Annotated in this window: 23 protein-coding genes, 1 pseudogene and 2 riboswitches; of the genes and pseudogenes, 7 read left to right on the forward strand and 17 right to left on the reverse strand. The window is 68.6% G+C overall.

The genetic code is table 11. The features are described 5' to 3' along the window. Positions 1–6: 6 nt before the first annotated feature. On the reverse strand, positions 7–489 hold the full coding sequence (locus tag PARN5_RS0120680) for a pyridoxamine 5'-phosphate oxidase family protein (protein WP_018001680.1): 483 nt from the start codon (positions 487–489) through the stop codon (positions 7–9). Between the two features lie 92 nt (positions 490–581). Then, complete coding sequence (hppD, locus tag PARN5_RS0120685; protein WP_018001681.1) at positions 582–1,688, reverse strand: 4-hydroxyphenylpyruvate dioxygenase; 1,107 nt, start codon at positions 1,686–1,688, stop codon at positions 582–584. 188 nt (positions 1,689–1,876) lie between these two features. Here hppD and PARN5_RS23755 point away from each other — a divergent pair. Next, a pseudogene (locus PARN5_RS23755) lies at positions 1,877–2,188 on the forward strand (Lrp/AsnC family transcriptional regulator); the annotation flags it as partial. A 168-nt stretch (positions 2,189–2,356) separates the two neighbouring features. Here the strand turns inward: PARN5_RS23755 and msrA are convergent. The 13 genes from msrA to PARN5_RS0120755 all read right to left on the reverse strand — a co-directional run bounded on the left by msrA (position 2,357) and on the right by PARN5_RS0120755 (position 14,262). Further along, positions 2,357–2,863, reverse strand: a complete 507-nt coding sequence (gene msrA / locus PARN5_RS0120695) for a peptide-methionine (S)-S-oxide reductase MsrA (protein WP_018001683.1) — start codon at positions 2,861–2,863, stop codon at positions 2,357–2,359. After that, entirely contained in the window at positions 2,860–3,306 is a 447-nt protein-coding gene (gene msrB, locus PARN5_RS0120700) for a peptide-methionine (R)-S-oxide reductase MsrB (RefSeq protein ID WP_018001684.1), read from the reverse strand. The genes msrA and msrB overlap by 4 nt, the downstream gene beginning before the upstream one ends. 71 nt (positions 3,307–3,377) lie before the next feature. After that, the gene (paaZ, locus tag PARN5_RS0120705; protein ID WP_018001685.1) at positions 3,378–5,438 is read right to left on the reverse strand and encodes a phenylacetic acid degradation bifunctional protein PaaZ; all 2,061 of its coding nucleotides are present in this window, start codon (positions 5,436–5,438) and stop codon (positions 3,378–3,380) included. Between the two features lie 55 nt (positions 5,439–5,493). After that, the gene (locus PARN5_RS0120710) at positions 5,494–6,240 is read right to left on the reverse strand and encodes a Phenylacetic acid catabolic protein (protein ID WP_018001686.1); all 747 of its coding nucleotides are present in this window, start codon (positions 6,238–6,240) and stop codon (positions 5,494–5,496) included. Between the two features lie 7 nt (positions 6,241–6,247). After that, positions 6,248–7,324 carry a 1,2-phenylacetyl-CoA epoxidase subunit PaaE gene (gene paaE / locus PARN5_RS0120715; RefSeq protein WP_018001687.1) on the reverse strand — a complete coding sequence of 359 codons (1,077 nt, stop codon included), beginning with the start codon at positions 7,322–7,324 and terminating at the stop codon, positions 6,248–6,250. Positions 7,325–7,346: 22 nt separating this feature from the next. Further along, a complete protein-coding gene (gene paaD, locus PARN5_RS0120720) occupies positions 7,347–7,859 on the reverse strand; it encodes a 1,2-phenylacetyl-CoA epoxidase subunit PaaD (RefSeq protein WP_018001688.1) in 513 nt (170 codons plus the stop codon). 1 nt (position 7,860) lies between these two features. Next, positions 7,861–8,709, reverse strand: coding sequence for a 1,2-phenylacetyl-CoA epoxidase subunit PaaC (gene paaC, locus PARN5_RS0120725; protein ID WP_018001689.1), 849 nt, complete (start codon positions 8,707–8,709; stop codon positions 7,861–7,863). Continuing rightward, complete coding sequence (gene paaB, locus PARN5_RS0120730) at positions 8,709–8,993, reverse strand: 1,2-phenylacetyl-CoA epoxidase subunit PaaB (RefSeq protein WP_018001690.1); 285 nt, start codon at positions 8,991–8,993, stop codon at positions 8,709–8,711. The genes paaC and paaB overlap by 1 nt, the downstream gene beginning before the upstream one ends. Before the next feature lie 50 nt (positions 8,994–9,043). Then, positions 9,044–10,033: a 1,2-phenylacetyl-CoA epoxidase subunit PaaA gene (paaA, locus tag PARN5_RS0120735; protein ID WP_018001691.1), complete on the reverse strand. Its 990-nt coding sequence runs from the start codon at positions 10,031–10,033 to the stop codon at positions 9,044–9,046. Positions 10,034–10,044: 11 nt separating this feature from the next. Next, a complete protein-coding gene (gene pcaF / locus PARN5_RS0120740; RefSeq protein ID WP_026155620.1) occupies positions 10,045–11,250 on the reverse strand; it encodes a 3-oxoadipyl-CoA thiolase in 1,206 nt (401 codons plus the stop codon). A 161-nt stretch (positions 11,251–11,411) separates the two neighbouring features. Next, a complete protein-coding gene (locus PARN5_RS0120745; protein WP_018001693.1) occupies positions 11,412–12,236 on the reverse strand; it encodes a PaaX family transcriptional regulator C-terminal domain-containing protein in 825 nt (274 codons plus the stop codon). A gap of 81 nt (positions 12,237–12,317) precedes the next feature. Then, positions 12,318–13,619: an MFS transporter gene (locus tag PARN5_RS0120750; protein WP_036745178.1), complete on the reverse strand. Its 1,302-nt coding sequence runs from the start codon at positions 13,617–13,619 to the stop codon at positions 12,318–12,320. 112 nt (positions 13,620–13,731) lie between these two features. After that, positions 13,732–14,262: a histidine phosphatase family protein gene (locus PARN5_RS0120755; RefSeq protein ID WP_018001695.1), complete on the reverse strand. Its 531-nt coding sequence runs from the start codon at positions 14,260–14,262 to the stop codon at positions 13,732–13,734. Between the two features lie 91 nt (positions 14,263–14,353). Next, a riboswitch (cobalamin riboswitch) is annotated at positions 14,354–14,423 on the forward strand. A gap of 55 nt (positions 14,424–14,478) precedes the next feature. Here PARN5_RS0120755 and PARN5_RS0120760 point away from each other — a divergent pair. The 6 genes from PARN5_RS0120760 (at position 14,479) to PARN5_RS0120785 (ending at position 20,446) form a co-directional block, all read left to right on the forward strand. After that, on the forward strand, positions 14,479–14,688 hold the full coding sequence (locus PARN5_RS0120760) for a CbtB-domain containing protein (RefSeq protein ID WP_018001696.1): 210 nt from the start codon (positions 14,479–14,481) through the stop codon (positions 14,686–14,688). 12 nt (positions 14,689–14,700) lie between these two features. Next, positions 14,701–15,504: a CbtA family protein gene (locus PARN5_RS0120765; RefSeq protein WP_018001697.1), complete on the forward strand. Its 804-nt coding sequence runs from the start codon at positions 14,701–14,703 to the stop codon at positions 15,502–15,504. Positions 15,505–15,632: 128 nt separating this feature from the next. Continuing rightward, a riboswitch (cobalamin riboswitch) is annotated at positions 15,633–15,829 on the forward strand. Between the two features lie 135 nt (positions 15,830–15,964). Continuing rightward, positions 15,965–17,869, forward strand: a complete 1,905-nt coding sequence (locus PARN5_RS0120770) for a TonB-dependent receptor (protein WP_026155622.1) — start codon at positions 15,965–15,967, stop codon at positions 17,867–17,869. Continuing rightward, positions 17,863–18,684 carry an ABC transporter substrate-binding protein gene (locus tag PARN5_RS0120775; protein WP_018001699.1) on the forward strand — a complete coding sequence of 274 codons (822 nt, stop codon included), beginning with the start codon at positions 17,863–17,865 and terminating at the stop codon, positions 18,682–18,684. Before PARN5_RS0120770 ends, PARN5_RS0120775 begins: the two co-directional genes overlap by 7 nt. Further along, positions 18,684–19,667, forward strand: a complete 984-nt coding sequence (locus PARN5_RS0120780; RefSeq protein WP_026155623.1) for an iron ABC transporter permease — start codon at positions 18,684–18,686, stop codon at positions 19,665–19,667. The genes PARN5_RS0120775 and PARN5_RS0120780 overlap by 1 nt, the downstream gene beginning before the upstream one ends. After that, the gene (locus PARN5_RS0120785; protein ID WP_018001701.1) at positions 19,664–20,446 is read left to right on the forward strand and encodes an ABC transporter ATP-binding protein; all 783 of its coding nucleotides are present in this window, start codon (positions 19,664–19,666) and stop codon (positions 20,444–20,446) included. The genes PARN5_RS0120780 and PARN5_RS0120785 overlap by 4 nt, the downstream gene beginning before the upstream one ends. Positions 20,447–20,533: 87 nt before the next feature. Here PARN5_RS0120785 and PARN5_RS0120790 read toward each other — a convergent pair whose 3' ends face one another. Both PARN5_RS0120790 and PARN5_RS0120795 read right to left on the reverse strand, forming a co-directional pair. Next, positions 20,534–21,487, reverse strand: a complete 954-nt coding sequence (locus PARN5_RS0120790; RefSeq protein WP_018001702.1) for a ParB/RepB/Spo0J family partition protein — start codon at positions 21,485–21,487, stop codon at positions 20,534–20,536. Then, entirely contained in the window at positions 21,484–22,683 is a 1,200-nt protein-coding gene (locus PARN5_RS0120795) for an AAA family ATPase (RefSeq protein WP_018001703.1), read from the reverse strand. The genes PARN5_RS0120790 and PARN5_RS0120795 overlap by 4 nt, the downstream gene beginning before the upstream one ends. Positions 22,684–23,127: the final 444 nt, after the last annotated feature.

Here is a 23,127-nt window from a genome sequence, read left to right on the forward strand (position 1 = left end):
GGCGGCTCAGAAGCTCAGGGCGAAATGCCGGCCCATGTCGGGCTGGCTGCCGGTGATCTTGGACTTGGCTATTTCGTAGAGGAAGCGCAGGTTGCCGCCGGTCAGCCAGACCTCGGCCGCCGCCAGGTCCAGCCGCATCAGCTGGATGTCGGGATCCTGCTTGCCGTCCTCGAACCAGCTGGCGGCGACGGCGTTCCACAGCTCGTCGAGCTTGGCGCGGTCGTCCGAGAGCGACAGCGTCCCCTCGATCCGGGCGAACAGGCCGGCCGATTCCTCGGTGACGACATGCAGCGCCGGGGCTGGGCCGCTTGCGACCGCCTGCGCAAGGTCGGTGCCCTTGGCGGTGATGAACCACAACGTGCCGGTCTCGGGCTCGGCGTAATGCGACATCGGCACCAGCCGGGGATCCTGGGCCAGCCCCAGCATGCCCGAGTTGATATCGTCGAGCCGGTCCCAGAAGTCGCGGCTTTGGTCGTCGGTATGGGTCATTGCATCCTCCTGCCGTTGCCGAAGAAACGGCTGGAGGGCGGCAGGGTTCCCCGCGGCGGCGGCTAGCCTTTGTTAAGCCGGCCCCCGGGCGGCTACCTGGCCGCCGACAGCACGCCGCGCCGGATCTGGTCGGCCTCGATCGACTCGAACAACGCGCGGAAATTGCCCTCGCCGAAGCCGTCGTCGCCCTTGCGCTGGATGAACTCGAAGAAGATCGGCCCGATCACCGTGCGGGAAAAGATCTGCAGCAGGATGCGGGTCTCGCCGCCGCCGACCACGCCTTCGCCGTCGATCAGGATGCCGTGCCTGCGCAGCCGGTCCAGCGGCTCGCCGTGGTCTCTGACCCGGTCGTGCGACATCTCGTAATAGGTCTCGGGCGGCCCGGGCATGAACTTCATCCCGGCCGCATGGATGCGGTCGGTGCCGGCATAGATGTCCTCGCTGCCGATGGCGATGTGCTGGATGCCCTCGCCCTTGTAGCGCCGCAGATATTCCTCGATCTGGCTGTGGTCGTCGGTCGATTCGTTGATCGGGATGCGGATCTTGCCGTCGGGCGAGGTCAGCGCCCGGCTGACCAGCCCGGTCTGCTTGCCCTTGATGTCGAAGAAGCGGATCTCGCGGAAATTGAACGTGTCGTGATAGAAGCGATACCAGCTGTCCATGTTGCCGCGGATCACGTTGTGGGTCAGGTGGTCGAGATAGTAGAAGCCGAAGCCCTCGGGCCGCGGATCGGCCTCGCCCAGCCAGTCGAAATCGCCGTCATAGGCGCTGCCCGTCTCGCCGTAGCGGTCGATGAAATACAGAAGCGAGCCGCCGATGCCATGCACCGCCGGCGCCTCGATCGACTTGCCGGGGCCGGTGTATTCCGTCGCGCCGAGGCTCAGCGCCCGGGCCAGGGCCAGCTGGGCATCGACCACGCGCCAGGCCATCGCCGGCGCGCAGGGGCCGTGTTCGGCGACGAAGCCCGCCGCATGGCTGTCGGGATCGGCGTTCAGCAGGTAGTTGATGTCGCCCTGGCGATACAGGGTAACGTCCTTGCGCCGGTGCTTCGCCACCGGCACGAAGCCCATCTGGCGAAAGATCAGGTCCAGCCGGCCCGGCTCGGGATGGGCGAATTCGACGAACTCGAAACCATCGGTGCCGGCCGGATTGGCAGCGCTGATGCTCGCCCTGGGGGCGTCATGCGGGAAAGGGCCCATGGTCTTCGTCCTGTTCGGATGCGTTCCTGGCCCCATCATGGCACCGCCGGGCTGCAACGGGCTTGCAAAGCGCCGGCGATCCGGCAAGAATTTGCACGAAATACGCATCAGATCGCAGGATGGCGCACGAAATGCAGCTGGATCGGTTCGACACCGCGATTCTCGTCGCCTTGCAGCGCGACGGCGCCATGACCAATGCCGCCCTGGCCGAGGTGGTCAACCTCTCGGCCTCGCAATGCTCGCGCCGGCGGGCGGCGCTGGAACAGGCGGGCGTGATCGAGGGTTACGCGGCCCGGCTCAGCGCCGCGAAGCTGGGCTTCGGACTGCGCGCCATCATCCGCGTCAACCTGTCGAGCCATGGCCAGCGCAAGGAGGACGACTTCGCCCGCTTCGTCACCAGCCAGCCGGCGATCCGCTCGGCCTTCTCGGTCTCGGGCGATGCGGATTACGTGCTGGACCTGCGCGTCCGCGACCTCGAAAGCTTCGCCGATTTCATTCACGGCCAACTGCTGCCGCATCCGCAGGTTGCCCAGGTGCGCTCGGAAATCGTGCTGAAGACGCTCAAGGACGAGCCCGGCGTCGCCCGTTCGACCCCGCCTGATTTCTCCGTTTCAGAAATACCCTCGGGGGTCCGGGGGCGGAAAGCCCCCGGCAGCAGGGCCCAAGCTCTACTCGGCCGCCTGCCTGCGCGGCAGCACCCAGTTCGGCCGGGCGAAATGGCAGGTATACCCGGCCGGATGGCGTTGCAGGTAATCCTGATGCTCGGGCTCGGCCTGCCAGAAATCCCCGGCGGGCCTCACCTCGGTCACCACCTTGCCCGGCCACAGGTGCGAGGCATCGACATCGGCGATGGTTTCCTCGGCGATCCGGCGCTGCTCGTCCGAAGTGTAATAGATCCCCGAACGATAGCTGGGGCCAAGGTCATTGCCCTGGCGGTCGGGCGTGGTCGGGTCGTGGATCTGGAAGAAGAATTCCAGGATCTTGCGATAGCTGGTCCGGGCCGGATCGAAGGTGATCTCGATGGCCTCGGCGTGATTGCCGTGGTTGCGATAGGTGGCATTGGCCACGTCGCCGCCGGTATAGCCGACGCGGGTCGAAACCACGCCGGGCAGCTTGCGGATCAGCTCCTGCATGCCCCAGAAGCAGCCGCCGGCCAGGATTGCCGTCTCGGTCATTGTGCGTCCTCCACCTGGTCCAGGTAATCGCCATAGCCCTCGGCCTGCATCCGGTCGCGCGGCACGAAGCGCAGCGCGGCCGAGTTGATGCAATAGCGCAGCCCGCCCCGGTCGCTGGGCCCGTCATTGAAGACATGGCCCAGGTGGCTGTCGCCCTGGGCCGAGCGGACCTCGGTGCGGATCATGCCATGCGAGACGTCGCGCAATTCGCGCACGTTCCCGGCCACGATGGGCGCGGTGAAGGCCGGCCAGCCGCAGCCCGAGTTGTATTTCGCCGACGAGGCGAATAGCGGCTCGCCCGAGACCACGTCGACATAGATGCCGGGTTCGAAATGGTGGTCGTATTCGCCGCTGAACGGCCGTTCGGTGCCGTTCTGCTGCGTCACCCGGTATTGCTCCGGCGTCAGGCTGGCCAGCGCCTCTTCCCTGGTCTTCGCGTTCATCGCGGCCTCCTTTCGTTGCGATCGAACCCCTATGTGGGGGCTCGATCGCGAAATGGGAATGGCCGCAGGGCTCAGGCGGCGGCCTCGGCCGCCAGCGGCCAGGTCTTGGCCACCATGGTCAGCACGTCGTATTGCGCCACCACCTCGCCCCGCTGGTTCGTCACCCGGCAATCCCAGCGCACCTCGCCATGCTGGGCGTTTTCGCGCGGATTGATCTCCTTGCAGGTCAGGCGCACCTGCAGGCTGTCGCCGAAATAAACCGGAGTCAGGAAACGCAGGTTGTCCACGCCGTAATTCGCCAGTACCGGGCCGGGGTTCGGCTCGACGAACAACCCCGCCGCGAAGCTGGCGATCAGATAGCCATGCGCCACGCGGTCGTCGAAGAACGGGTTCGCCCGCGCCGCCGCCTGGTCCATATGGGCATAGAAGGTGTCGCCGGTGAAATGCGCGAAATGCTCGACATCCTCCAGCGTGATGGTGCGGGTGGCGGTCACCAGCTGGTCGCCGATGCGCAACTCGGCCAACGACTTGCGGAACGGATGCTCGCCCGAGCGGGTCGGCGCGCCCTCGATCCAGCGGCCGGTGACCGCGGACAGCAGGCGCGGTGTGCCCTGCACCGCCGTGCGCTGCATGTAATGCTTGACGCCGCGGATGCCGCCCATCTCCTCGCCGCCGCCGGCGCGGCCCGGCCCGCCATGGACCAGCGGCGCCAGGGGCGAGCCATGCCCGGTCGAGCTTTTCGCCACCTCGGCGCTGCCGATCAGCACCCTTCCATGCCAGGGCGCCGCGCCCAGCACCAGCTTTTCCGCGACCTTTTCGTCGCCGGTGAAGACCGAGCTGACCAGCGAGCCCCGGCCCATCCGCGCCAGCGCCACCGCCTCGTCCAGGTCGTCATAGGGCATCACGGTCGAGACCGGGCCGAAGGCCTCGACCTCATGCACCGCCGCGGCGGCCTTCGGCGCATCGGCATACATCAGCACCGGGTTCAGGAAGGCGCCGCGCTCGGCATCGCCCGAGGCCACGCGCACCGCGTCGGGGTCGCCCGCGACGATCTCGGCCACGGATTGCAGGTCGCGGATGCGCGCGCGCACCTCGGCCCGCTGGTCGAGACTGGCGAGCGGCCCCATGCGCGTGGCCTCGTCGCCCGGCAGACCCAGCGCAGTCTTGTCCAGCCGCGCGCGCAGCGCGGCGACCAGCGCCTGCACCTGCGCGCGGGGGGCGATGACGCGGCGGATGGCGGTGCATTTCTGCCCGGCCTTGGTGGTCATCTCGCGCGCGACCTCGCGCACGAACAGGTCGAACTCGGCGGTGCCCGGCACCGCGTCGGGGCCAAGGATCGAGGCGTTGAGGCTGTCGGCCTCCATGGTGAAGCGCACGGAATTGGCCACCACCGCCGGATGGGACTTCAGCTTGCGGCCGGTCCAGGCCGAGCCGGTGAAGGTCACGGCGTCCTGTTCGCTGACATGGTCCAGAAGGTCGCCGACCGAGCCGCAGATCAGTTGCAGCGCCCCCTCGGGCAAAAGCCCGGTGTCGATGATGCGCCGCACGCAAAGCTCGGTCAGATAGGCGGTCTGGCTCGCCGGCTTCACCACGCAGGGCACGCCGGCCAGCAGCGTCGGCGCGATCTTTTCCAGCATGCCCCAGATCGGGAAGTTGAAGGCGTTGATATGGACCGCCACGCCTTCCAGGGGCGACAGGATGTGCTGGGCCACGAAGCTGCCGTCTTTCGACAGCACCTCGACCTCGCCATCGGTCAGCACGCGGGCATTGGGCAGTTCGCGCCGGCCCTTCGAGGCAAAGGTCAGCATGGTGCCGATGCCGCCCTCGATGTCGACCCAGCCGTCGGCCCGGGTGGCGCCGGTATGGAGGCTTTCGGCGTAGAACTCCTCTTTCCGCGCCATCAGGGCCAGGCCCAGGGCCTTGAGCATCCCGGCGCGTTCATGGAAGGTCATGGCGCGCAGGCTGGCACCCGCGGCCCGGCCATGCTCCAGCACACCCGCGAAATCGAGCCCGGTCGAGTCGATCAGCGCAACCGGCGCCCCGGTCGCGGCATCCAGCAGGGTCTGGCCTTCCTTGGCGCCCGGCGTCCAGCCGCCGCAGACATAGCTTTCCAAACGGCGCAGCGTGGTCATCGCGTTTCCTTCCAATCCTGTTCGCAACGAGGCGCGGATGGCCGCGCCCCTGAAATCAAAGGCCGAATGCGGCCAGATGCTCGGCCACCAGCGTTTCCCAGCGGGCCAGCAGTTCCTCGTTCGGCTGGTGGCGCAGGCCAAAGCGGCGCAGCGTCTCATAGCGCGCGGAATGGGCGGCGCCGAAGCCCGCCGCGACGCGCGGGCGCCAATAGGCCAGGCTTGCCTGCACCCCGTCGCGGTCGCTTTCGGCCAGCGCGGCCAGGCCTTCCAGGCCCAGCTCGGCATGGCGCGCCTCGCGCGGGGCGATCTCGCGGAAGACCTCGGCCAGCGGCGCATAGGAGACGCGGGTCAGCTCGGTCATCTGCACTCCGGTCGCAAGGCCCTGGAGCACGTTCATCACCACCGCGTCGGTCCAGCCGGCAATCGGATAGTGGAACACCGACAGGCGCATGTCGCCCTCGCGCCGGGCGGCGCCGATGTCGGCCTCGCGATCGACGCGGGCGGCCCAGTCGTGGCTTTGCTGATAGCGGCGGCTGTCGGTGCCGAAATCGGCCATGACCGCCAGCACGCGCTCGGCATGGTCGGCCTTTTCCAGCGTGATCCGGCTGGCGGCGATCCGCTCCTTGATCGCCGGGGCGAAGTTGATCGCATCGGCGAAGCCGGCCGAGGCCGCCAACTCGCTGTCGACGAAGCTGGACATCAGCCGCAGGAGTTCGCCGCGATAGCGCGGCGGCACGTTGCCGGGCGAGGTCAGCACGCCGCCCTGCGCGAGGTAATCGTCAAGATTCATGGTCTGGGTCATGGCTGCCTCATTCGTCATAGGTGACGACCACGCGGTCGCTGATCGGATAGGCCTGGCAGGACAGGACATAGCCAGCGCGGACCTCGTAATCCTCCAGCGCGTGGTTGATGGCCATTTCCACCTCGCCCTCCAGCACCTTGCAGCGGCAGGTCGAGCAGACCCCGGCCTTGCAGGAATAGGGCGCGTCCATGTGGTTGGCGATGGCGGCATCCAGGATCGTCTCGCCCTCGCGCGGCATCTGGAAATTGCGCGTGGCGCCGTCCAGCGTCACCGTGGCGGCGGTGCCATTGCCCTGCGCCGCCGCCTGCTGCGACACGGCGCGGGCCTTGGCGCGGCCGGGCTGGCTGCTGGCGAACAGCTCGAACTTGATCTGTTCGTCCTTCAGCCCGTGTTCGCGCAGGGACGCGGCCACCGCCAGCATCAGCCCCTCGGGGCCGCAGATGAAGGCGGTGTCAAGCGCGGTCGGGTCGATCCAGTGCTGGAACAGCGCCGCCATCTTGCCTTCGTCGATGCGGCCGGTGAACAGGTCGATCTCCTGCGCCTCGGCCTTGAGGATATGCAGCACCGAGAAGCGGCCAAGGTAGAGGTTCTTCAGGTCCTCGAGTTCCTCGCGGAACATGATCGAGTTGATCTGGCGGTTGGCATAGACCAGCGTGAACTGCGATTTCGGCTCGCGCGCCAGCACGGTCTTGATGATCGACAGCAAGGGCGTGATGCCCGAGCCCGCCGCCACGCCCAGATATTGCCGCTCGGCCGCAGGGTCGGTTTCGGTGTGGAACTTGCCCATCGGCGGCATGGCGTCGATTTCGACGCCCGGCGCCAGGTTCTCGTTCGCCCAGGTGCTGAAGGCGCCGCCGTCGACGCGCTTGATGCCGACGCGCAGGCAGCCGTCGTCAACGCCCGAGCAGATGGAATAGGACCGGCGCAACTCCTCGCCGTCGAAGTCGCGGCGCAGGGTCAGGTATTGCCCTTGGGTAAAGTCGAACAGCGCCCGATCCTCGTCGCGCGGAGCCAGGGTCACGACCACGGCGTCGCGGGTGTCGCGGCGCACGTCGGTCACTTTCAGCGGGTGGAAGCGTGCCATTTGGGGTATCCTTCCCAAGCCCTTACAGGCATTTGAAATAGTCGAATGGTTCCAGGCAGTTCTTGCAGCGATAGCTCGCCTTGCAGGGGGTCGAGCCGAACTGGCTGATCTTTTCCGTGTTGGTGCTGCCGCAGCGCGGGCAGGCGATGGTCAGGTTGTGACCACCCAGCCGGGCGATCCGGCCCGCCAGCACGCCGTCCGCCGCGGTGCCGTCCACCGGCGGCGCGATGCCATAGCCGCGCAGCTTGTCGCGGCCTTCGGGCGTGATCCAGTCGGTGGTCCAGGGCGGCGACATCTGCCGTTCCAGCCGCAGCTTGTCGATGCCGTGGCCGCGCAGCGCGGTCTCGATGTCCAGGTTGATGATGCTGGTCGCCGGGCAGCCGGAATAGGTCGGCGTCACCTTGACGACCAGCGTGTCATCCTGCCAGGCCACGTCCCGGATGATGCCCAGGTCGGTCAGGCTGAGCACCGGGATTTCGGGGTCCGGCACCTCGGCCAGCCAGTCCCAGACCTGCGCGATGCTGGGCGCGGCCATCCTACCAGCTCGCACCGGGATAGGCGCGTTGCAGGAACTGCATCTCGGCCAGGATATAGCCCAGATGCTCGGTATGGGTGCCCTGCTTGCCGCCCTTGTGCGCGAAGGCACTGTCGGGAAGCGCCAGCGTCGCCTCGGCGAAGACCGCGCCGACCGTCGCCAGCCAAGGCTCGCGCAGGTTGGCCGGATCGGGCAGGATGCCCCGCGCGGCGAGTTCGGCGTCCTTGGCATCGGCCAGGAACATCTCGCCGGTATAGGACCACAGCGCCTCGATGGCAGCGGTCAGGCGCTGGTGGCTTTCCGCCGTGCCGTCGCCCAGCCGCACGATCAGGTCCGAGGACCGTTCCAGGTGATAGGCCACCTCTTTCGCCGCCTTGGCGGCGATTTCCGCCACCCGCGGGTCGGTCGAAGCCGCGGCGCCCTTCAGGAATTCGTGGTGCCAGGCGTCGAACAGGAACTGCCGCATCAGCGTATGGCCGAAGTCGCCGTTCGGGCGCTCCACCAGCAGCAGGTTGCGGAAATCCCAGGCGTCGCGCAGATAGGCGAGCTCGTCGGCGCTGCGGCCCTGCCCCTCGACCTCGGCGGCGAGCGCCAGCCAGTTCTGGGTCTGGCCGATCAGGTCCAGCGCGACGTTGGCCAGGGCAATGTCTTCCTCCAGCGCCGGGGAATGGCCGCACCATTCCGAGACGCGATGACCGAGGATCAGGGTCGAGTCGCCGATGCGCAGCAGGCATTCGAACAGCGCCTGTTCGCCGGCATCGGGGGCGGGCACCGGGGGATGGGCATGCGCGCCCTGCATGCGGGCCAGTTCCGCCACTTCGGGCGTGTTCATGTCGGGCAGCGAGGGCATCACATATGCCCCACTTCGTCCGGGATGTCGAAGAAGGTCGGGTGGCGATAGACCTTGCTGTTCGAGGGCTCGAACAGCGGGCCCTTCTCGGACGGGCTCGACGCGGTGATCTGCGCCGAGGGCACGACCCAGATCGAGACGCCCTCATTCCTGCGGGTATAGACGTCGCGGGCATTCAGGATCGCCATTTCGGCGTCGGGCGCGTGCAGGCTGCCGACGTGGCGGTGGTTCAGCCCGTGCTGGCCCCGGATGAAGACCTCCCAGAGCGGCCATTCCTTGGACATGGTGTTCTCCCTTACTTGGTCGCGGCGCGGGGCCGCATGGTCCTGGCGGGTTATTCGGCGGCGACGGCGCGGCGGGCGGCGGCCTTCTCGGCATGGACGACCAGCGCCTCGCGGAACCAGGCGCCGTCGTCCCAGGCCTTGACGCGGGCGCCCAGCCGGTCCTTGTTGCAGGGCCCGTTGCCGACCAGCACGTCGTAGAACTCGGACCAGTCCGGCTCGCTGAAATCGTAGCCGCCCTTCTCCTCGTTCCATTTCAGGTCCGGGTCGGGCACGGTCAGGCCCAGGTATTCCGCCTGCGGCACGGTCTGGTCGACGAATTTCTGCCGCAGCTCGTCATTGGTGTTCATCTTGATCTTCCACGCCATCGACTGCGCGGAATGCACCGAGTCCTTGTCGGATGGCCCGAACATCATCAACGAGGGATACCAGAGCCGGTTCAGCGCATCCTGCGCCATGCGCTTCTGCGCCGGCGTGCCCTGCGCCATCTTCATCATGATGGCGTAGCCCTGGCGCTGGTGGAAGCTCTCCTCCTTGCAGATGCGGATCATGGCGCGGGAATAGGGGCCATAGCTGGTCCTTTGCAGCGGCACCTGGTTCATGATCGCCGCGCCGTCGACCAGCCAGCCGACCGCGCCCATGTCGGCCCAGGTCAGCGTCGGATAGTTGAAGATCGAGGAATATTTCATCTTGCCGGCGTGCAAGAGTTCCATCAGCTCGTCGCGGCTGACGCCCAGCGTCTCGGCGGCGCTGTACAGATAAAGCCCGTGCCCGGCCTCGTCCTGCACCTTGGCCAGCAGGATCGCCTTGCGCTCCAGCGTCGGCGCGCGGGTGATCCAGTTGCCCTCGGGCAGCTGGCCGACGATCTCGCTATGCGCGTGCTGGCCGATCTGGCGGATCAGCGTCTTGCGATAGCCCTCGGGCATCCATTCCTTGGGCTCGATCTTCTCGCCGCGGTCGATGCGCTCCTGGAAGGCAAGCTCCTCGGGCGTCAACTCGTCGCGGGAATTGCTGCCTTCGGATTTCACGAGCTGGGCATACATGGCGGGCCTCCTCAGACGCGTTCGATGATGATGGCGATGCCCTGCCCCACGCCGATGCACATGGTGCAAAGCGCGTAGCGGCCACCGCTGCGGTGCAGCTGATACATGGCGGTCGTCACCAGCCGGGCGCCGGACATGCCCAAGGGATGGCCCATCGCGATGGCGCCGCCGTTCGGGTTCACATGCGCGGCGTCATCCGGCAGGCCCAGGTCGCGCAGAGTCGCAAGCGCCTGACTGGCGAAGGCCTCGTTCAATTCTATCACATCCATCTGCTGGATGGTCATGCCGGCGCGCGCCAGCACCTTTTTCGCTGCCGGCGACGGGCCGATGCCCATGATGCGGGGCTCGACCCCGGCCGCCGCCATGGCGACGATGCGGGCCCTGGGGGTCAAGCCCTGCGCCTGCGCCGCCGGGCCCGAGAGGATCGCCAGCGCCGCCGCCCCGTCGTTCACGCCCGAGGCATTGCCGGCCGTGACCGTCAGGTCGGGGCCGTTAACGCCCTTGAGCCGGGCCAGCGTTTCGGCCGTGGTGCCGGGACGCGGGTGCTCGTCGGTGTCGAAGACGATGGGCTCGCCCTTCTTCTGCGGGATCGTCACCGGCACGATCTCGTCGGCAAAGACGCCGGCCGCCTGCGCCGCTTCCCAGCGGGCTTGGCTGCGGGCGGCGAAAGCGTCCTGGTCGGTGCGGCTGATGCCGAAATCGGCGGCCACGTTGTCGGCGGTCTGCGGCATCGAGTCGATGCCGAACTGCGCCTTCATCGCCGGATTGACGAAGCGCCAGCCGATGGTGGTGTCATAGACCGCGTTCGCGCGGGAAAACGCGCTTTCCGCCTTGGGCATGACGAAGGGGGCGCGGGTCATGCTCTCGACCCCGCCGGCGATGACGAAATCGCAATCGCCCGCCTTGATCGCCCGCGCCGCCATGCCGATCGCATCCATGCCCGAACCGCAGAGCCGGTTCACCGTGGTCGCGGGCACGCCGATGGGCAGGCCGGCCAGCAGCACGGCCATGCGGCCGACGTTGCGGTTATCTTCGCCGGCCTGGTTGGCGCAGCCATAGATCAGGTCATCGACGGCCGCCCAGTCGACGCCCGGATTGCGCGCCATCAGCGCCTTCAGCGGCACCGCCGCCAGATCGTCGGCCCGAACCTGGGCCAGCGCGCCGGCATAGCGCCCGATGGGGGTGCGCACCGCGTCGCAGATGAAGGCTTCCTGCATCCCGCTTTCCTTCGTGTTCGTGAAAGACCGGCGATTCTCCCAATTCGCCGACCGATTGGTCAGCTTATAGCGCGGCAAACATCACAGATAAAGCAAAACTTGCGCTTTCCTGTGATGTTTTGTCGCGTACCGATATAAGCAATTGAAAGAGCGATGAAAAATCAGGCCATGCCCACCAGCCGGGCCTGGGTCAGCGCGGTCTGGGCCGGCAGCGGACCGTCCACGCCTTCGAACCGGGCGGCGATGTGGCGCTCGGCGCCCGGGGTCAGGCGGGCATAGAGCCGGTCGAACAGCGCGCGCGCCGCACCGCCCTGCCAATCCTCGGGCAGCGCCTGGGCCGGCAGGCGCGGATCGCGCAAGAGGACATGGCGATAGGTCTCGACCAGCAGCAGCCGGATCACCAGCGCGGTCTCGTCCGGCAGCGGGCCGGCGGATTCGACCGGCAAGAACCGCGCCAGCATGTCGCGATAGCGCGCCTGCAGGGCAGACAGGTTCCAATAGCGCGCCACCTCGGCCAGGGGCTGCGGATCGCCGGCCGGAAAGACCAGCGCGCCCGGCGGCAGCGGCTGGCCGCGGTCCGGGCGGATGAAGACGCCGGGCGCCATCTGGCCCAGCCGCAGGTGGCGGGCCTGGTCCTCGGGCAGGTCGGGGGCGTGCAGGATCTGCCAGCCGCGCGCCGGCGGATCGGGCGCATAGAGCAGCGTCGCAGCGCGCTGGAACTCTTGCCCGGCCGAGGCGTCCAGCCGGTAATAGCTGCGCCGCCCCGCCCTTTCGCCGCAAAGCCGCTTGGCTGCCACCAGGCGCGAGACCGCGGTGCGCACCAGCGATTCGCTGATGCCGACGCGGTCGCAGATCTCGATCAGCGTGCCGGTCCACAAGACGCCGCCGCGCGGCACCACGACATCGCCATAGACCGTGACGATGAACGAGGCCGAGCGCAGCTCGGTCCCGGCCAGGATGCTGCGGATCAGTTCCTCGGGCGTCATGCTGTCGCATAAACCGCATCCGCCGCCGAAACGCAAACGGGCGGCCCAGGGACCGCCCGTCCGCTTGCGATGGCCAGAGGCTCAGACCTGGTCGCGGCCCGAGGCCAGGATGCAGAGCAGCGTGATGACCGCCGCCGCCAGCAGGTAATAGCCGACCGAGGCCATGCCGTGATGCGTCTGCAACCAGGTCGCGGCATAGGGCGCCAGCGAGGCGCCGAAGATGCCGGCGAAGTTGAAGGTAATCGAGGCCCCGGTATAGCGCACCCGCGTCGGGAAGGGCGCGGCCAGCGCGGCACCGATCACGCCATAGGTCAGGCCCATCAGGAACATGCCCAGGGTGATGAACAGATAGATCGAGCCCTCGTGGCCCGCATCGCCCTGCATCAGCGGCGCCAGCAGGAACGAGAAGGCCGCGATGGCCACCGTCACGCCGATCAGGAAGGCATAGCGCCCGATCCGGTCGGCGGCCTTGCCGGCGATGGGGATGGCGATGCCGAAGACGACCGAGCCGAAGATCTGCATCGCCAGCGCGTCCTTGAACGGGATCTGCAACACCTTGACGTTATAGGACAGCAGCCAGGCCGAGCAGATATAGAACAGCACGAAGGTCACCAGCGCGACGAACGTGCCCAGGAACAGGCTGCGCTTGTGGCTGCGAAAGACCTCGGCCACGGGCACCGAGACGCGCTCTTCCTTGGCGATGGCGCGGGCGAATTCCGGCGTCTCGGTGATCGACAGCCGCACCCAGAGCCCGATGGCGATCAGGAAGATCGAGGACAGGAAGGGCAGCCGCCAGCCCCAGGCCAGAAGATCCTCCTGGCTGATGAAATGCAGCATGACCCAGAAGAAGCCCGAGGACAGGAACAGTCCCAGCGGCGCGCCCAGCTGCGGGAACATGCCATACCAGCTGCGCTTGCCGGGGGGCGCGTTCTCGGTCGCGAGCAGCACCGCGCCGCCCCATTCGCCGCCCAGGCCGAAGCCCTGGCCAAAGCGGCACAGCGCCAGGAGCAGCGGCGCCCAGACCCCGATCTGCGCATAGCTGGGCAGCAGCCCGATGATGACGGTGGAGATGCCCATGGTCAGCAGCGCCGCGACCAGCGTGACCTTGCGGCCGATGCGGTCGCCGAAATGGCCGAAGACCACAGCGCCGAAGGGCCGCGCAAAGAAGGCGATCGAGAAGGTGGCGAATGACGCCAGCAGCGCCGTCATCGGGTCCGAGGACGGGAAGAACAGCGTCGGGAAGATCAGCACCGCCGCGGTCGCGTAGACGTAGAAGTCGAAGAATTCGATGGTGGTGCCGATCAGGCTGGCCGTCAGCACCTGGGCGGGCGAGTTCAAGGGTTTCTGCCGGCTCGCGGCAGCACCCGAATGGATATGTGTCATGGTTCTTGTCCGCAGATAGTCAAGGGAGGCGTCGCGGCCGGCGGAACGGGCCCGACGCGCCCCCATAGCGCAGGAAGCCGCAAGGCGAAAGGGCACCCCGCGCCGGCCGGCTTCAGGGCAAGAGCAGCAGCGACCAGCGCCGGCCGTCATGGGTCAGCTGCATACGCGACAGCGGCCGGACGCCGATGGCGCGGGTGGCGCCCAGCGGCGCGCCCAGCACATGCACCAGCGCCGCCTGGATCGGGGCCGGATGGGTCACTGCCAGCAGGTTGTCGCCCCCCTGCGCCCGGTCCTGCAACCAGCGGGCCATGCGCTCGACCACGGCGGCGAAGCTCTCGCCGCCATGCGGCGCCGCATGGGGGTCGTCCTGCCAGCGGGCGAAGCCCTGGGGGTCCTGGGCCAGCACCTGCTCGGGGGACTGCCCGGCCCAGGCGCCATAGTCCATCTCGGCCAGCGCCGGGTCGGGTCGCGCGGCCAGGCCCATGGCCTCGGCCGTCTGCACCGCGCGGCGCAGGGGCGAGGTGCGGGCCGGACCCGGCGCAGGATGCGGGACGGGCAGCGCGGTGGGCGGCGCGGGATCGTCACCCGGAAACACCGGCCGCGCCGGGGCCAGCGAACAGATCAGCAGGATGCGGCTTGCCATGGCGCCAGATTGGCCGCGGCGCCGGACGGGCGCAAGTTTGCTTTGACATTTGCCGCTCTGCAGCGCAGCTTGCCCGGCATTGCCCAGTCGCGGGAAGCCGGTGGAATTCCGGCACGGTCGCGCCACTGTAACCGCGCCCATCAGGGGGCGGAAGTCAGACCCCGAGTCCGGGCATGTCAACATCCCAACCGGACGCGTATCCGAAGGAGCATTGCGATGGCCTATACCGAAGCCACAGACGATTTCCGCAGCCGCCCGATTCCCTTGGGCGAATGGGCGCCCTGGGCGATCTTCGCCGGGCTGGTCATGCTGCTGGCGCTGTATTTCGTCAGCACCGAACAGGGCGCGGTCGCGCTTCTCGACGGCACCGGCGTGCATGAATTCGTGCACGATGCGCGCCACCTTCTCGGCTTTCCCTGCCACTGAGGAGCAGCACCCATGACAGGACGTTATCTGGTGCTCGGCATGATTGCCGGGCTGATCGCGGGTGTGCTGGCCTTTGGCGTCGGCAAGGTCTGGGGCGAACCTCCGGTCGCCGCCGCCATCGCGCTGGAAGAGGCGGGCGCGCCCGCCGCCCCTGAACACGCTCATGACCACGGCCACAACGCGCCGACCGCTGCTGCCACGGCCGAGCCCGAACCCGCCGGCCATTCCCATTCCCATGGCGAGGGCGAGGGCATCAGCCGCGCCACCCAGGCCGGCATCGGCCTGCTGACCGGCATGGCGGTGTTCGGCGCCGGCTTGGGCGGGCTTTTCGCCCTGGTCTTCGCCTTCGTGCAGGGCCGGTTCTCGCATCTGGGCGCGCGGGCGACGGCGGGGGTGATGGCGGTGCTGGGCTATGTCTCGGTCGTGCTGGTGCCCTTCCTGAAATACCCGGCCAACCCGCCCGCCGTGGGCCATGGCGAGACCATCGGCCTGCGCACGCAGATGTTCTTTGCCATGATGGCGCTGTCGCTCATCGCCATGGTGATCGCGGTGGCAGTGGCGCGCAGCGGCCGCGACCGCTGGCGCGCCGGCATCCTGGGCGGGCTGGCCTATCTGGTCCTGGTGGTCGTCGCCGGCCTCGTCCTGCCCGCCATCAATGAGGTGCCGGCCGGCTTTCCGGGCGACCTGCTCTGGCAGTTCCGCAGCGTGTCGCTGGTGATCGTGGCGGTGCTCTGGGCCGGGATCGGGCTGATCTTCGGCCAGCTCGTGCAAGGGTCGCTGGCCCGTGACCCCGGCTTGCGGCAGCGGCTGGCCTGATCCCCTGCGGCAAAATGACAGGGCGCCGGCGGGTCCGGCGCCTTTTTCGTTCGGCTTCGGCATGAAACCATGGCCCGCCGCCCCATGCGGGCCGGGCCAGACCCCTTGACAGCCGGGGCCTCGTCGCGCGAACAGGTGGCTGCTTCGGTTCCGGCCCCTTGCCGGATGAAAAGGGAAGCCGGCAAGCCCCCGGGCCAATCCGGCACTGCCCCCGCAACTGTAGGCGGCGAGCGACGGTCGATAATGCCACTGGGCGCGTCCCGGGAAGGCCGGCCGAAGCGACGATCCGCGAGTCAGGAGACCTGCCGAGGCGTTCACCCATTTCCGGCGCGGGGCGCACCGGGAAAGCGGCCGTTCCGCAGAGGTGACGCTCACCCCCCGGCGGGCGGGCCGACCGGCCCGTTGCGCAGGGCAGTTCTGCAACCCGCGGGCTGCGGCCCGTGCCCGGAAAGGTCAAGGCATGTCTCGGACCCGAGCTTCCATCATGACTCTGGCGGCGGCGCTGGTGCCGGCCGTCGCGGCGGCGCAAGACGCCGTCATCCTGGATCCCGTGATCCTGTCGGCCGGGCTCAGCCCCATCGCCAGCGATGCCTATGGCCGCGCCTCGACCGTGCTGACCGCCGAGGAGATCGAGGCGCGCGGCATCGCCACCGTGCAGGACGCGCTGCGCAGCGTGCCGGGCGTGGCCGTCACCTCGACCGGCGAGACGCTGACCAAGCTGCGCATCCGCGGCAGCGAGCCCGGCCACGTCCTGGTGCTGATCGACGGGGTCAAGGCGAACTCTCCGGCCTCCGGCGACTATACCTTCTCGGGCATGACCGCCGCCGACATCGACCGGATCGAGGTGCTGCGCGGCCCGCAATCGGCGATCTACGGCTCGAACGCGGCGGCGGGCGTCATCTCGATCACGACGCGGCGCGCGCGCGAGATGGGGTTCCGCTATGGCGGCGGGGTCGAGATCGGCGGGCTGGGCACCCGCGCGGCCAACGGCCATGTCAGCTATTCGGACGGGCGCAGCGAGTTGGTGCTGTCGCTGGACTCGCGCCATGTCGAGGGCGAGGATGCCTCTCGTTCCAGCGGCGACCGCGACTTCAACGACCGCGACACGATCGGGCTGCGCGGCCGCTATGACCTGACCGAGAGCGTCAGCGCGGGTTTCGCCCTGCGCCGCAGCTGGCAGGAATATGGCTATGACCTTGGCAGCTTCGTCCCGGTGCCCACCCCCGACGACTACCTGATCGACGCGCCGCTGACCGCCGAGCGCAACGAGGTCTTCGGTTCGCTCTGGATCGAGGCGCAGGCGCTGGACGGACGGCTGTCCCACCGGCTGACCGTCTCGGGCACCAACCAGGACACCCTGTTCCTGAACGACGGCGCCTATGACTATGACGACGCCGCGCGCCGCCGCGGCGTGCAGTATCTGGGCAGCTGGGCCATCGACGGCGCCGACCTGGCCAGCACCCGCCATCGCCTGAACTTCAGCGCCGCGACCGAGCGCGAGACCTATCGCAGCTCCTTTGCGCCCGGCGGGATCTATGAACGCGACACGACCGCGCTGGCGCTGGAATATCTGGGCAATCTCGACCCGGACATCGACCTGCAGGCCGGCATTCGCCGCGACCTGAACGACGGGTTCAAGGATGCGACCTCGTGGAACCTGTCGGCGGGCTGGCAGGTGCCGGGGCGGGACATCCGCCTGCGCGCGGCGGCGGGCCGGGCCGTGGTCAACCCCGATATGTTCCAGCAATTCGGCTATATCCCCGGCTCTTACGAGGGCAACCCGGACCTGCGCCCCGAACGCAGCCTCGGCTATGAACTGGGCATCGATCTGTCCTATGCCGGCGGCGCGGGCACATTGGGCGCGACCGTCTTTCACAGCGATGTCGAGGACCTGATCACCGGCTCGGGCGAAAGCTCGGTGAACCTTGACGGCACCAGCACCCGCAAGGGCTTCGAGGTGACGACGGCCATGCAGGTGACGGATGCCATCCGCATCAGCGCCGACTATACCTATACCGACGCGCGCCAGCAGGACGGCAGCCGCATCGCGCGTGTGCCCCGGCATCAGGTCAACCTGCGCGGACAGGCGGATTTCGCGGCCGGCCGCGGCGGCCTGTCGGCGGAGCTGCGCTATGTCGCGGGCAATTACGACGAGGAATGGTATAACACCGCCTGGCCCGACACGCCGGCCACCACCGAACTGCCGGAATTCGCCACCGTCAACCTTGCCGCGCATTATGACCTGACCGAAAACATCCGTCTGCACGGCCGGGTCGAGAACCTGTTCGACAAGGACCATTCCGAGGCATGGGGCTATTACGGCCAGGGCCGCACCGCCTATGCCGGATTGCAGGCGCGATGGTAGCGCGCTGGCTTCTGGCCGGCCTCCTTGCCTGCCTTGCCCTGCCCGTCGCGGCGGAAGCGCCGCGCCGGGTCGTCTCGATCAACCTTTGCACCGACCAGCTTGCCATGCTGCTGGCGGGGCCGGGACAGCTGGTCTCGGTTTCCTATCTGGCGCGCGACCCGCTGTCCTCGGGCATGGCCGAAGCGGCAGCGGCGCTGCCGGCCAACAACGGCCTGGCCGAAGAGATCTTCCTGCTGAAGCCCGACCTGGTGCTGGCGGGCACCTGGACCCCGCCCACGACCCTTTCGCTGCTGCGCCGGGTCGGCGTCCCGGTCGAGGTGTTCCAGCCCGAAAGCGACATCGCCGGCATTCGCGGCAATATCGCCCGCATGGGCCAGGTTCTGGGCCGCGAGGCCGAGGCGGATGCCGTCCTGGCCCGGTTCGATGCCGACCTCGCCCGCCTGCCCCCGGCGCCCCAGCCGCGCCCGCGCGCCGCGATCTATGCCGTGAATGGCTATACGCTGGGCAGCGACAGCCTGGCGGGGCAGATCGTCGCGCTGGCGGGCTATGCCAATATCGCCGACGAGCTGGGCCTTGGCCCGGGCGGCACCCTGCCGCTGGAGGCGCTGCTGCTGGCCCGGCCCGACCTGGTGATCCTGGGCCGTCGCTATGCCGGCCACGCCCGCGCCCAGGACATGCTGGACCACCCGGCCCTGCGCGCGCTGCTGCGCGACAGGCCGGCGGCGGTCATGGCCGACCCGGACTGGATCTGCGGCAACCCGCGCATCCTGCGCGCCGTGGCCAATCTGCCCGCCGCCGCGGCGGTGACGCGATGATGCGCCCCTTCGTGCTGCTGGGCCTGCTCGGCCTGCTGGTCGCGGCGCTGTTCGCGGGATCGCTGCTGACCGGGCCGGCCGGCGCCGGCATCGGCCCAAGCCTCGCCGCGCTGGTCCGGGGCGACGACATGCTGGGGCTGGTCATGCGCGAGATCCGCCTGCCCCGCGCGGCCCTGGGCCTGCTGGTCGGCGCGGCGCTGGGGCTGGCCGGCGCGGCCATGCAGGGTTTCCTGCGCAACCCGCTGGCCGAGCCGGGGCTGATCGGCACCTCGGCCTCGGCCGCCCTGGGCGCGGTGCTGGCGATCCAGACCGGGCTCGCGGCAGCGGTTCCGCTGGGCCTGCCGCTGGCGGCGCTGGCGGGGGCCGCGCTGTCGGTGCTGGCCATGCTGGCCCTGGCCGGGCCGCGCGGCGGCACGCTGTCGCTGATCCTGGCCGGCATCGCCATTTCGGCGCTGGCGGGGGCCGGCACCGCGCTGGTGCTGAACCTGTCGCCGAACCCCTTTTCCGCCAATGAGATCACCTTCTGGATGATGGGCTCGCTGGCCGACCGCGCCATGCCGCATGTCTGGATCGCGGCGGCGCTGATCCTGCCGGGCGCCGGGCTGCTGCTGACCACCGGCCGGGCGCTGGATGCGCTGACCCTGGGCGAGGATGCCGCGGCCTCCAGCGGCATCGACCTGGGCCGGTTGCGGCTGCGGCTGGTGCTGGGCTGCGCGGCGCTGATCGCCGGGGCGACGGCAGTGGCGGGGTCCATCGGCTTCGTCGGGCTGGTGGTGCCGCATCTCTTGCGCCACGCGGCCGGCGCGCGGCCGGCGCGCCTGCTCGTCGCCTCGGCGCTTGGCGGGGCGGCGATGGTGCTGGCCGCCGATATTGCCGTGCGGCTGATCCTGCCCGCACAGGACCTGAAGCTGGGCGTGCTGACCGCGCTGGTCGGCGCGCCGCTGTTCCTGCACCTGATCCTCAAGACCCGGAGGCAGGCATGACGCTGGCGCTTTCTGCCCTGACTTGCCGCCGTCATGGCCGCCGGGTGATCGAGGGCATCGACCTGACCGTCGCGCCCGGCGAATTCGTCGGCCTGCTGGGTCCGAACGGCGCCGGCAAGACCACGCTGCTGCGCGCCGCCCTGGGGCTGTTGCCGGCCGAGGGGCACAGCTCGCTTGCCGCGCTGCCGGCGCGGCTGCGGGCGCGGGCGGCCGCCTTCATGCCGCAGGGGCGCGAGATCGCCTGGCCGGTCTCGGTCGAAACCCTGGTGGCGCTGGGGCGCATCGCCCATCCCGATGCCGCCGGCGAAGCCGACCGCGCCGCCGTCGAGGCCGCGCTCTCGGCGCTGTCGCTTCTGCCGCTGCGCGACCGCCCGGCCACCGAGCTGTCGGGGGGCGAACAGGCCCGGGCGCTGCTGGCCCGCGCCTTGGCGCAGGACACGCCGCTGCTGATCGCGGATGAGCCCATCGCCGGGCTGGACCCGGCCGCGCAGATCGAGGTCATGCGGCTGTTCCGCCGCCTTGCGGACCAGGGCCGGGCGGTGCTGGCCTCGCTGCATGACCTGGGGTTGGCGGCCCGGCACTGCACGCGCCTGGTGCTGCTGCACCAGGGCCGGATCATGGCCGACGGGCGCCCCGAGGCGGTGCTGACGCCGGACAACCTGGCGCGCTGCTTTGGCGTCGCGGCCCATGTCGCGCAGGGGCCGCAGGGGCTGATGCTGCAATTGCTCGACACCTTGCAGCCGGTCGTCACCCCGGATTGCACCCCACCCGAAAAGTAACAGTAGCCCGCGACGGTCCCGGATCGGCGAGGGCGTCCTTCTGGACGTTCCTGCATTGTTCCGGAAATTGCCAATTGGCAATTCGTCTCATTGCCGGAAATGTTCGGCAAGAAAGCCGTCCAGCGCGGCCCGCAGATCCGCCTCGGACAGGGTGTCCGGGAACTCCAGCCGGATCTTCTTGCCGCGGCGCTCGACGGTCAGCGGGCCCTGGACCTGTTTCTCGGCCGCGGGCGCAGCGCCGTGGGCAGCCTGTTTCAGCCGCGCCAGCACGCGGGGTACCGGCACAGGGGCGCCCTGCCCAGCCCGCGCCCGGGCCTGTTCGGCGGCGATGGCCCGGGCTTCGGCCAGCACCTTCTCCTCGGCATCCTGCAACAGCGGCCGGACGCTGCGGGCGTGCAACTCCTTGATTTCGGTCAGGCGCGGCCAGGCATCCAGGATCGGTTGCGGCAGCCGGGCCAGATGCAGATAGCGCGAGAGCCAGGCCTCGGACACCTCGAGCCGCGCCGCCATCGTCTTCTGCTTGCCGCCGTAATAGATGTCGAGCGCCTGGAGATAGTCGCGCGCCCGTTCGTAATCGCTGAGATCGGCGCGGTCGCGGTTCTCGATATCGGCCAGGCGGAAGGCCTCTTCGTCGGTCAGGTCGCGCACCTCGACCAGATAGCGGAACTGCGCGTAATTGTTCGCCCGCAGCCAGCTGACGGCGAAATGCCGGCGCGCGCCGCAGATCACCTCGTATTCGGCGCCCTGCCCTGCCGGCAGCTTGCGGACGATGGCCGGGAATTCCTGCCGGCCCTGCGCCTTCAGGCTGTCGATCAGGTCGCGGCAATTGTCCTCGTTCAGCAGGTCATAGGCGCGGTTGTGTCGGGCCCACATCACGCAGCTGGCGGGATCGACCCAGCGCAGCACCTTCTCCTCGCGCTCGCCGCTCTCGGCCAGCGCGTTGCTGCGTTTCAGGAAGCGCGCGCCGGCCTTGTCGCTGGCGGCCGGCGCCGACAGGTCCTTCAGCACGTCGTCGAAGATCGCATCATGGCGCTTGCTCACAGCAGGCCCTCCTTGCGCAATTGGCGGTGATGGCTGGGCCAGGTCTTGCGGATCAGCAGTTCGACCTCGCGGCCCACGGCGTCCAGATAGGCGCGGCAGCGCTTGTGCGTCTCGGTCCGCGTGGCGGGGCCGGTCAGCTCATAGACGGTCATCAGATTGGCTGTGGCGTTGTCGATTTCGGCCGAATCCTTCAGCGCGGCGTTCAGCATGTCCTGCGGAAACACCGCGTCCATCATGCGCTTGATCGCCTGATGCGCCGATTTCTGGTCGTTCATCTTGGACGTCAGGATCTTGACGAAGCTGTATTCGCGCGCGCCGCCGTGTCGGGCCAGCTCGGCCAGGGTCGATTCCATCATCTTCAGGAAATGCGCGGTCGAGGCGAAGTCGATGTTGTTCGGCGGCGCCGGGATCAGCAGCGCATTGGCCGCGCGCAGCACCGACAGCGACAGCATGCCAAGCGCCGGCGGCGGGTCCAGCAGGATGATGTCGAACTGGTCGGCGATCGAGGCGACCCCCTCGCGCAGCCGATCAAGGATGAAGGTCGGATCGCGCGCCATCCGCGCCGCGAATTCATATTCGGCATCGTAAAGCCCCAGGTTCGCCGGAATCAGCGCGATGCCGGGCCAATAGGTCGCGCGCAAGGCGTAATGCAGCGATTTCGGCCCGCCATGCTGCAGGAAGGGATAGAGCGTGTCCTCTTCCTCATCCACGTCCACGTCGGGGTTCAGCCCGAAAACCGCGGTGGTCGAGGCTTGGGAATCGGAGTCGATGACGCAGACCCGATAGCCCTTCAGCGCGAAATATTGCGCCAGATGCACCACCACGGTCGATTTCCCGACCCCGCCCTTGAAGTTCTGCACTGCCATGACCAGCGGCGCATCCTCGGGCGCGCGGTGCGGCATGGTGCCAAAGACCTCGCGCATGCGGTTGACCTCGGCCAAGGTATAGCCGTTGCGGCGATTGGTGGCGGCATCCTTGGTCGGCTCGGGCAGGCGGCCGTCGGCTTCGGCATCGCGGATCGCCTTTTCCGAGCGGCCGACCATTTCGGCCGCGGTGCGCACGTTGAACAGCAGGTCGAGCTGCTTCTGCGTGCCGGGCGCGAAGACGCGCTCGCGCAGGCGTTCGATGACGGTCGAGGCGCGCTGGCTCAGCACGGCCAATTCGTCCAGGGTAACGGGGGAAATCGCGGGATTCATGGGATGACTTCGCTGCTCGGGTTGGCGCACTATGGCCGAAACGCCCGCAGGCGTAAAGTTCGGTTTTTGGGGCGATGCTTCGCAGAAAGCGATAGCCGGGCAGCCAGGGCGCCAGCGCCGAAAGTTGCCCGGAAAGGCGCAGGCCGTCCCGTAACCTTCCGGTCCGAGCCATCCCGATTTGTAAGTCGTTCGCGGTGCGGCTGCCATCGGCAATCCTGAATCTTGTGGATAAAAACACCTCGCTGGGTTCAGATTCATCAGATTCAGGATTCATTCCCGCCTAGGCCTTGGAAATGCTGCGGTATTCCCGGCGAAACTTACGATTCGGGATGGTTCGCGATTCTTTTCGGGATGCCGGCGCTTACGGATCGGGTGGGCTTGGCTTACAATCGGGGACGCGGCCTTGCCTTACGTTTCGGGTGGCGGCGGATGCGGCGATTTGCT

The sequence above is a fragment of the Paracoccus sp. N5 genome (assembly GCF_000371965.1).
In the GTDB taxonomy this organism is placed as follows: domain Bacteria; phylum Pseudomonadota; class Alphaproteobacteria; order Rhodobacterales; family Rhodobacteraceae; genus Paracoccus.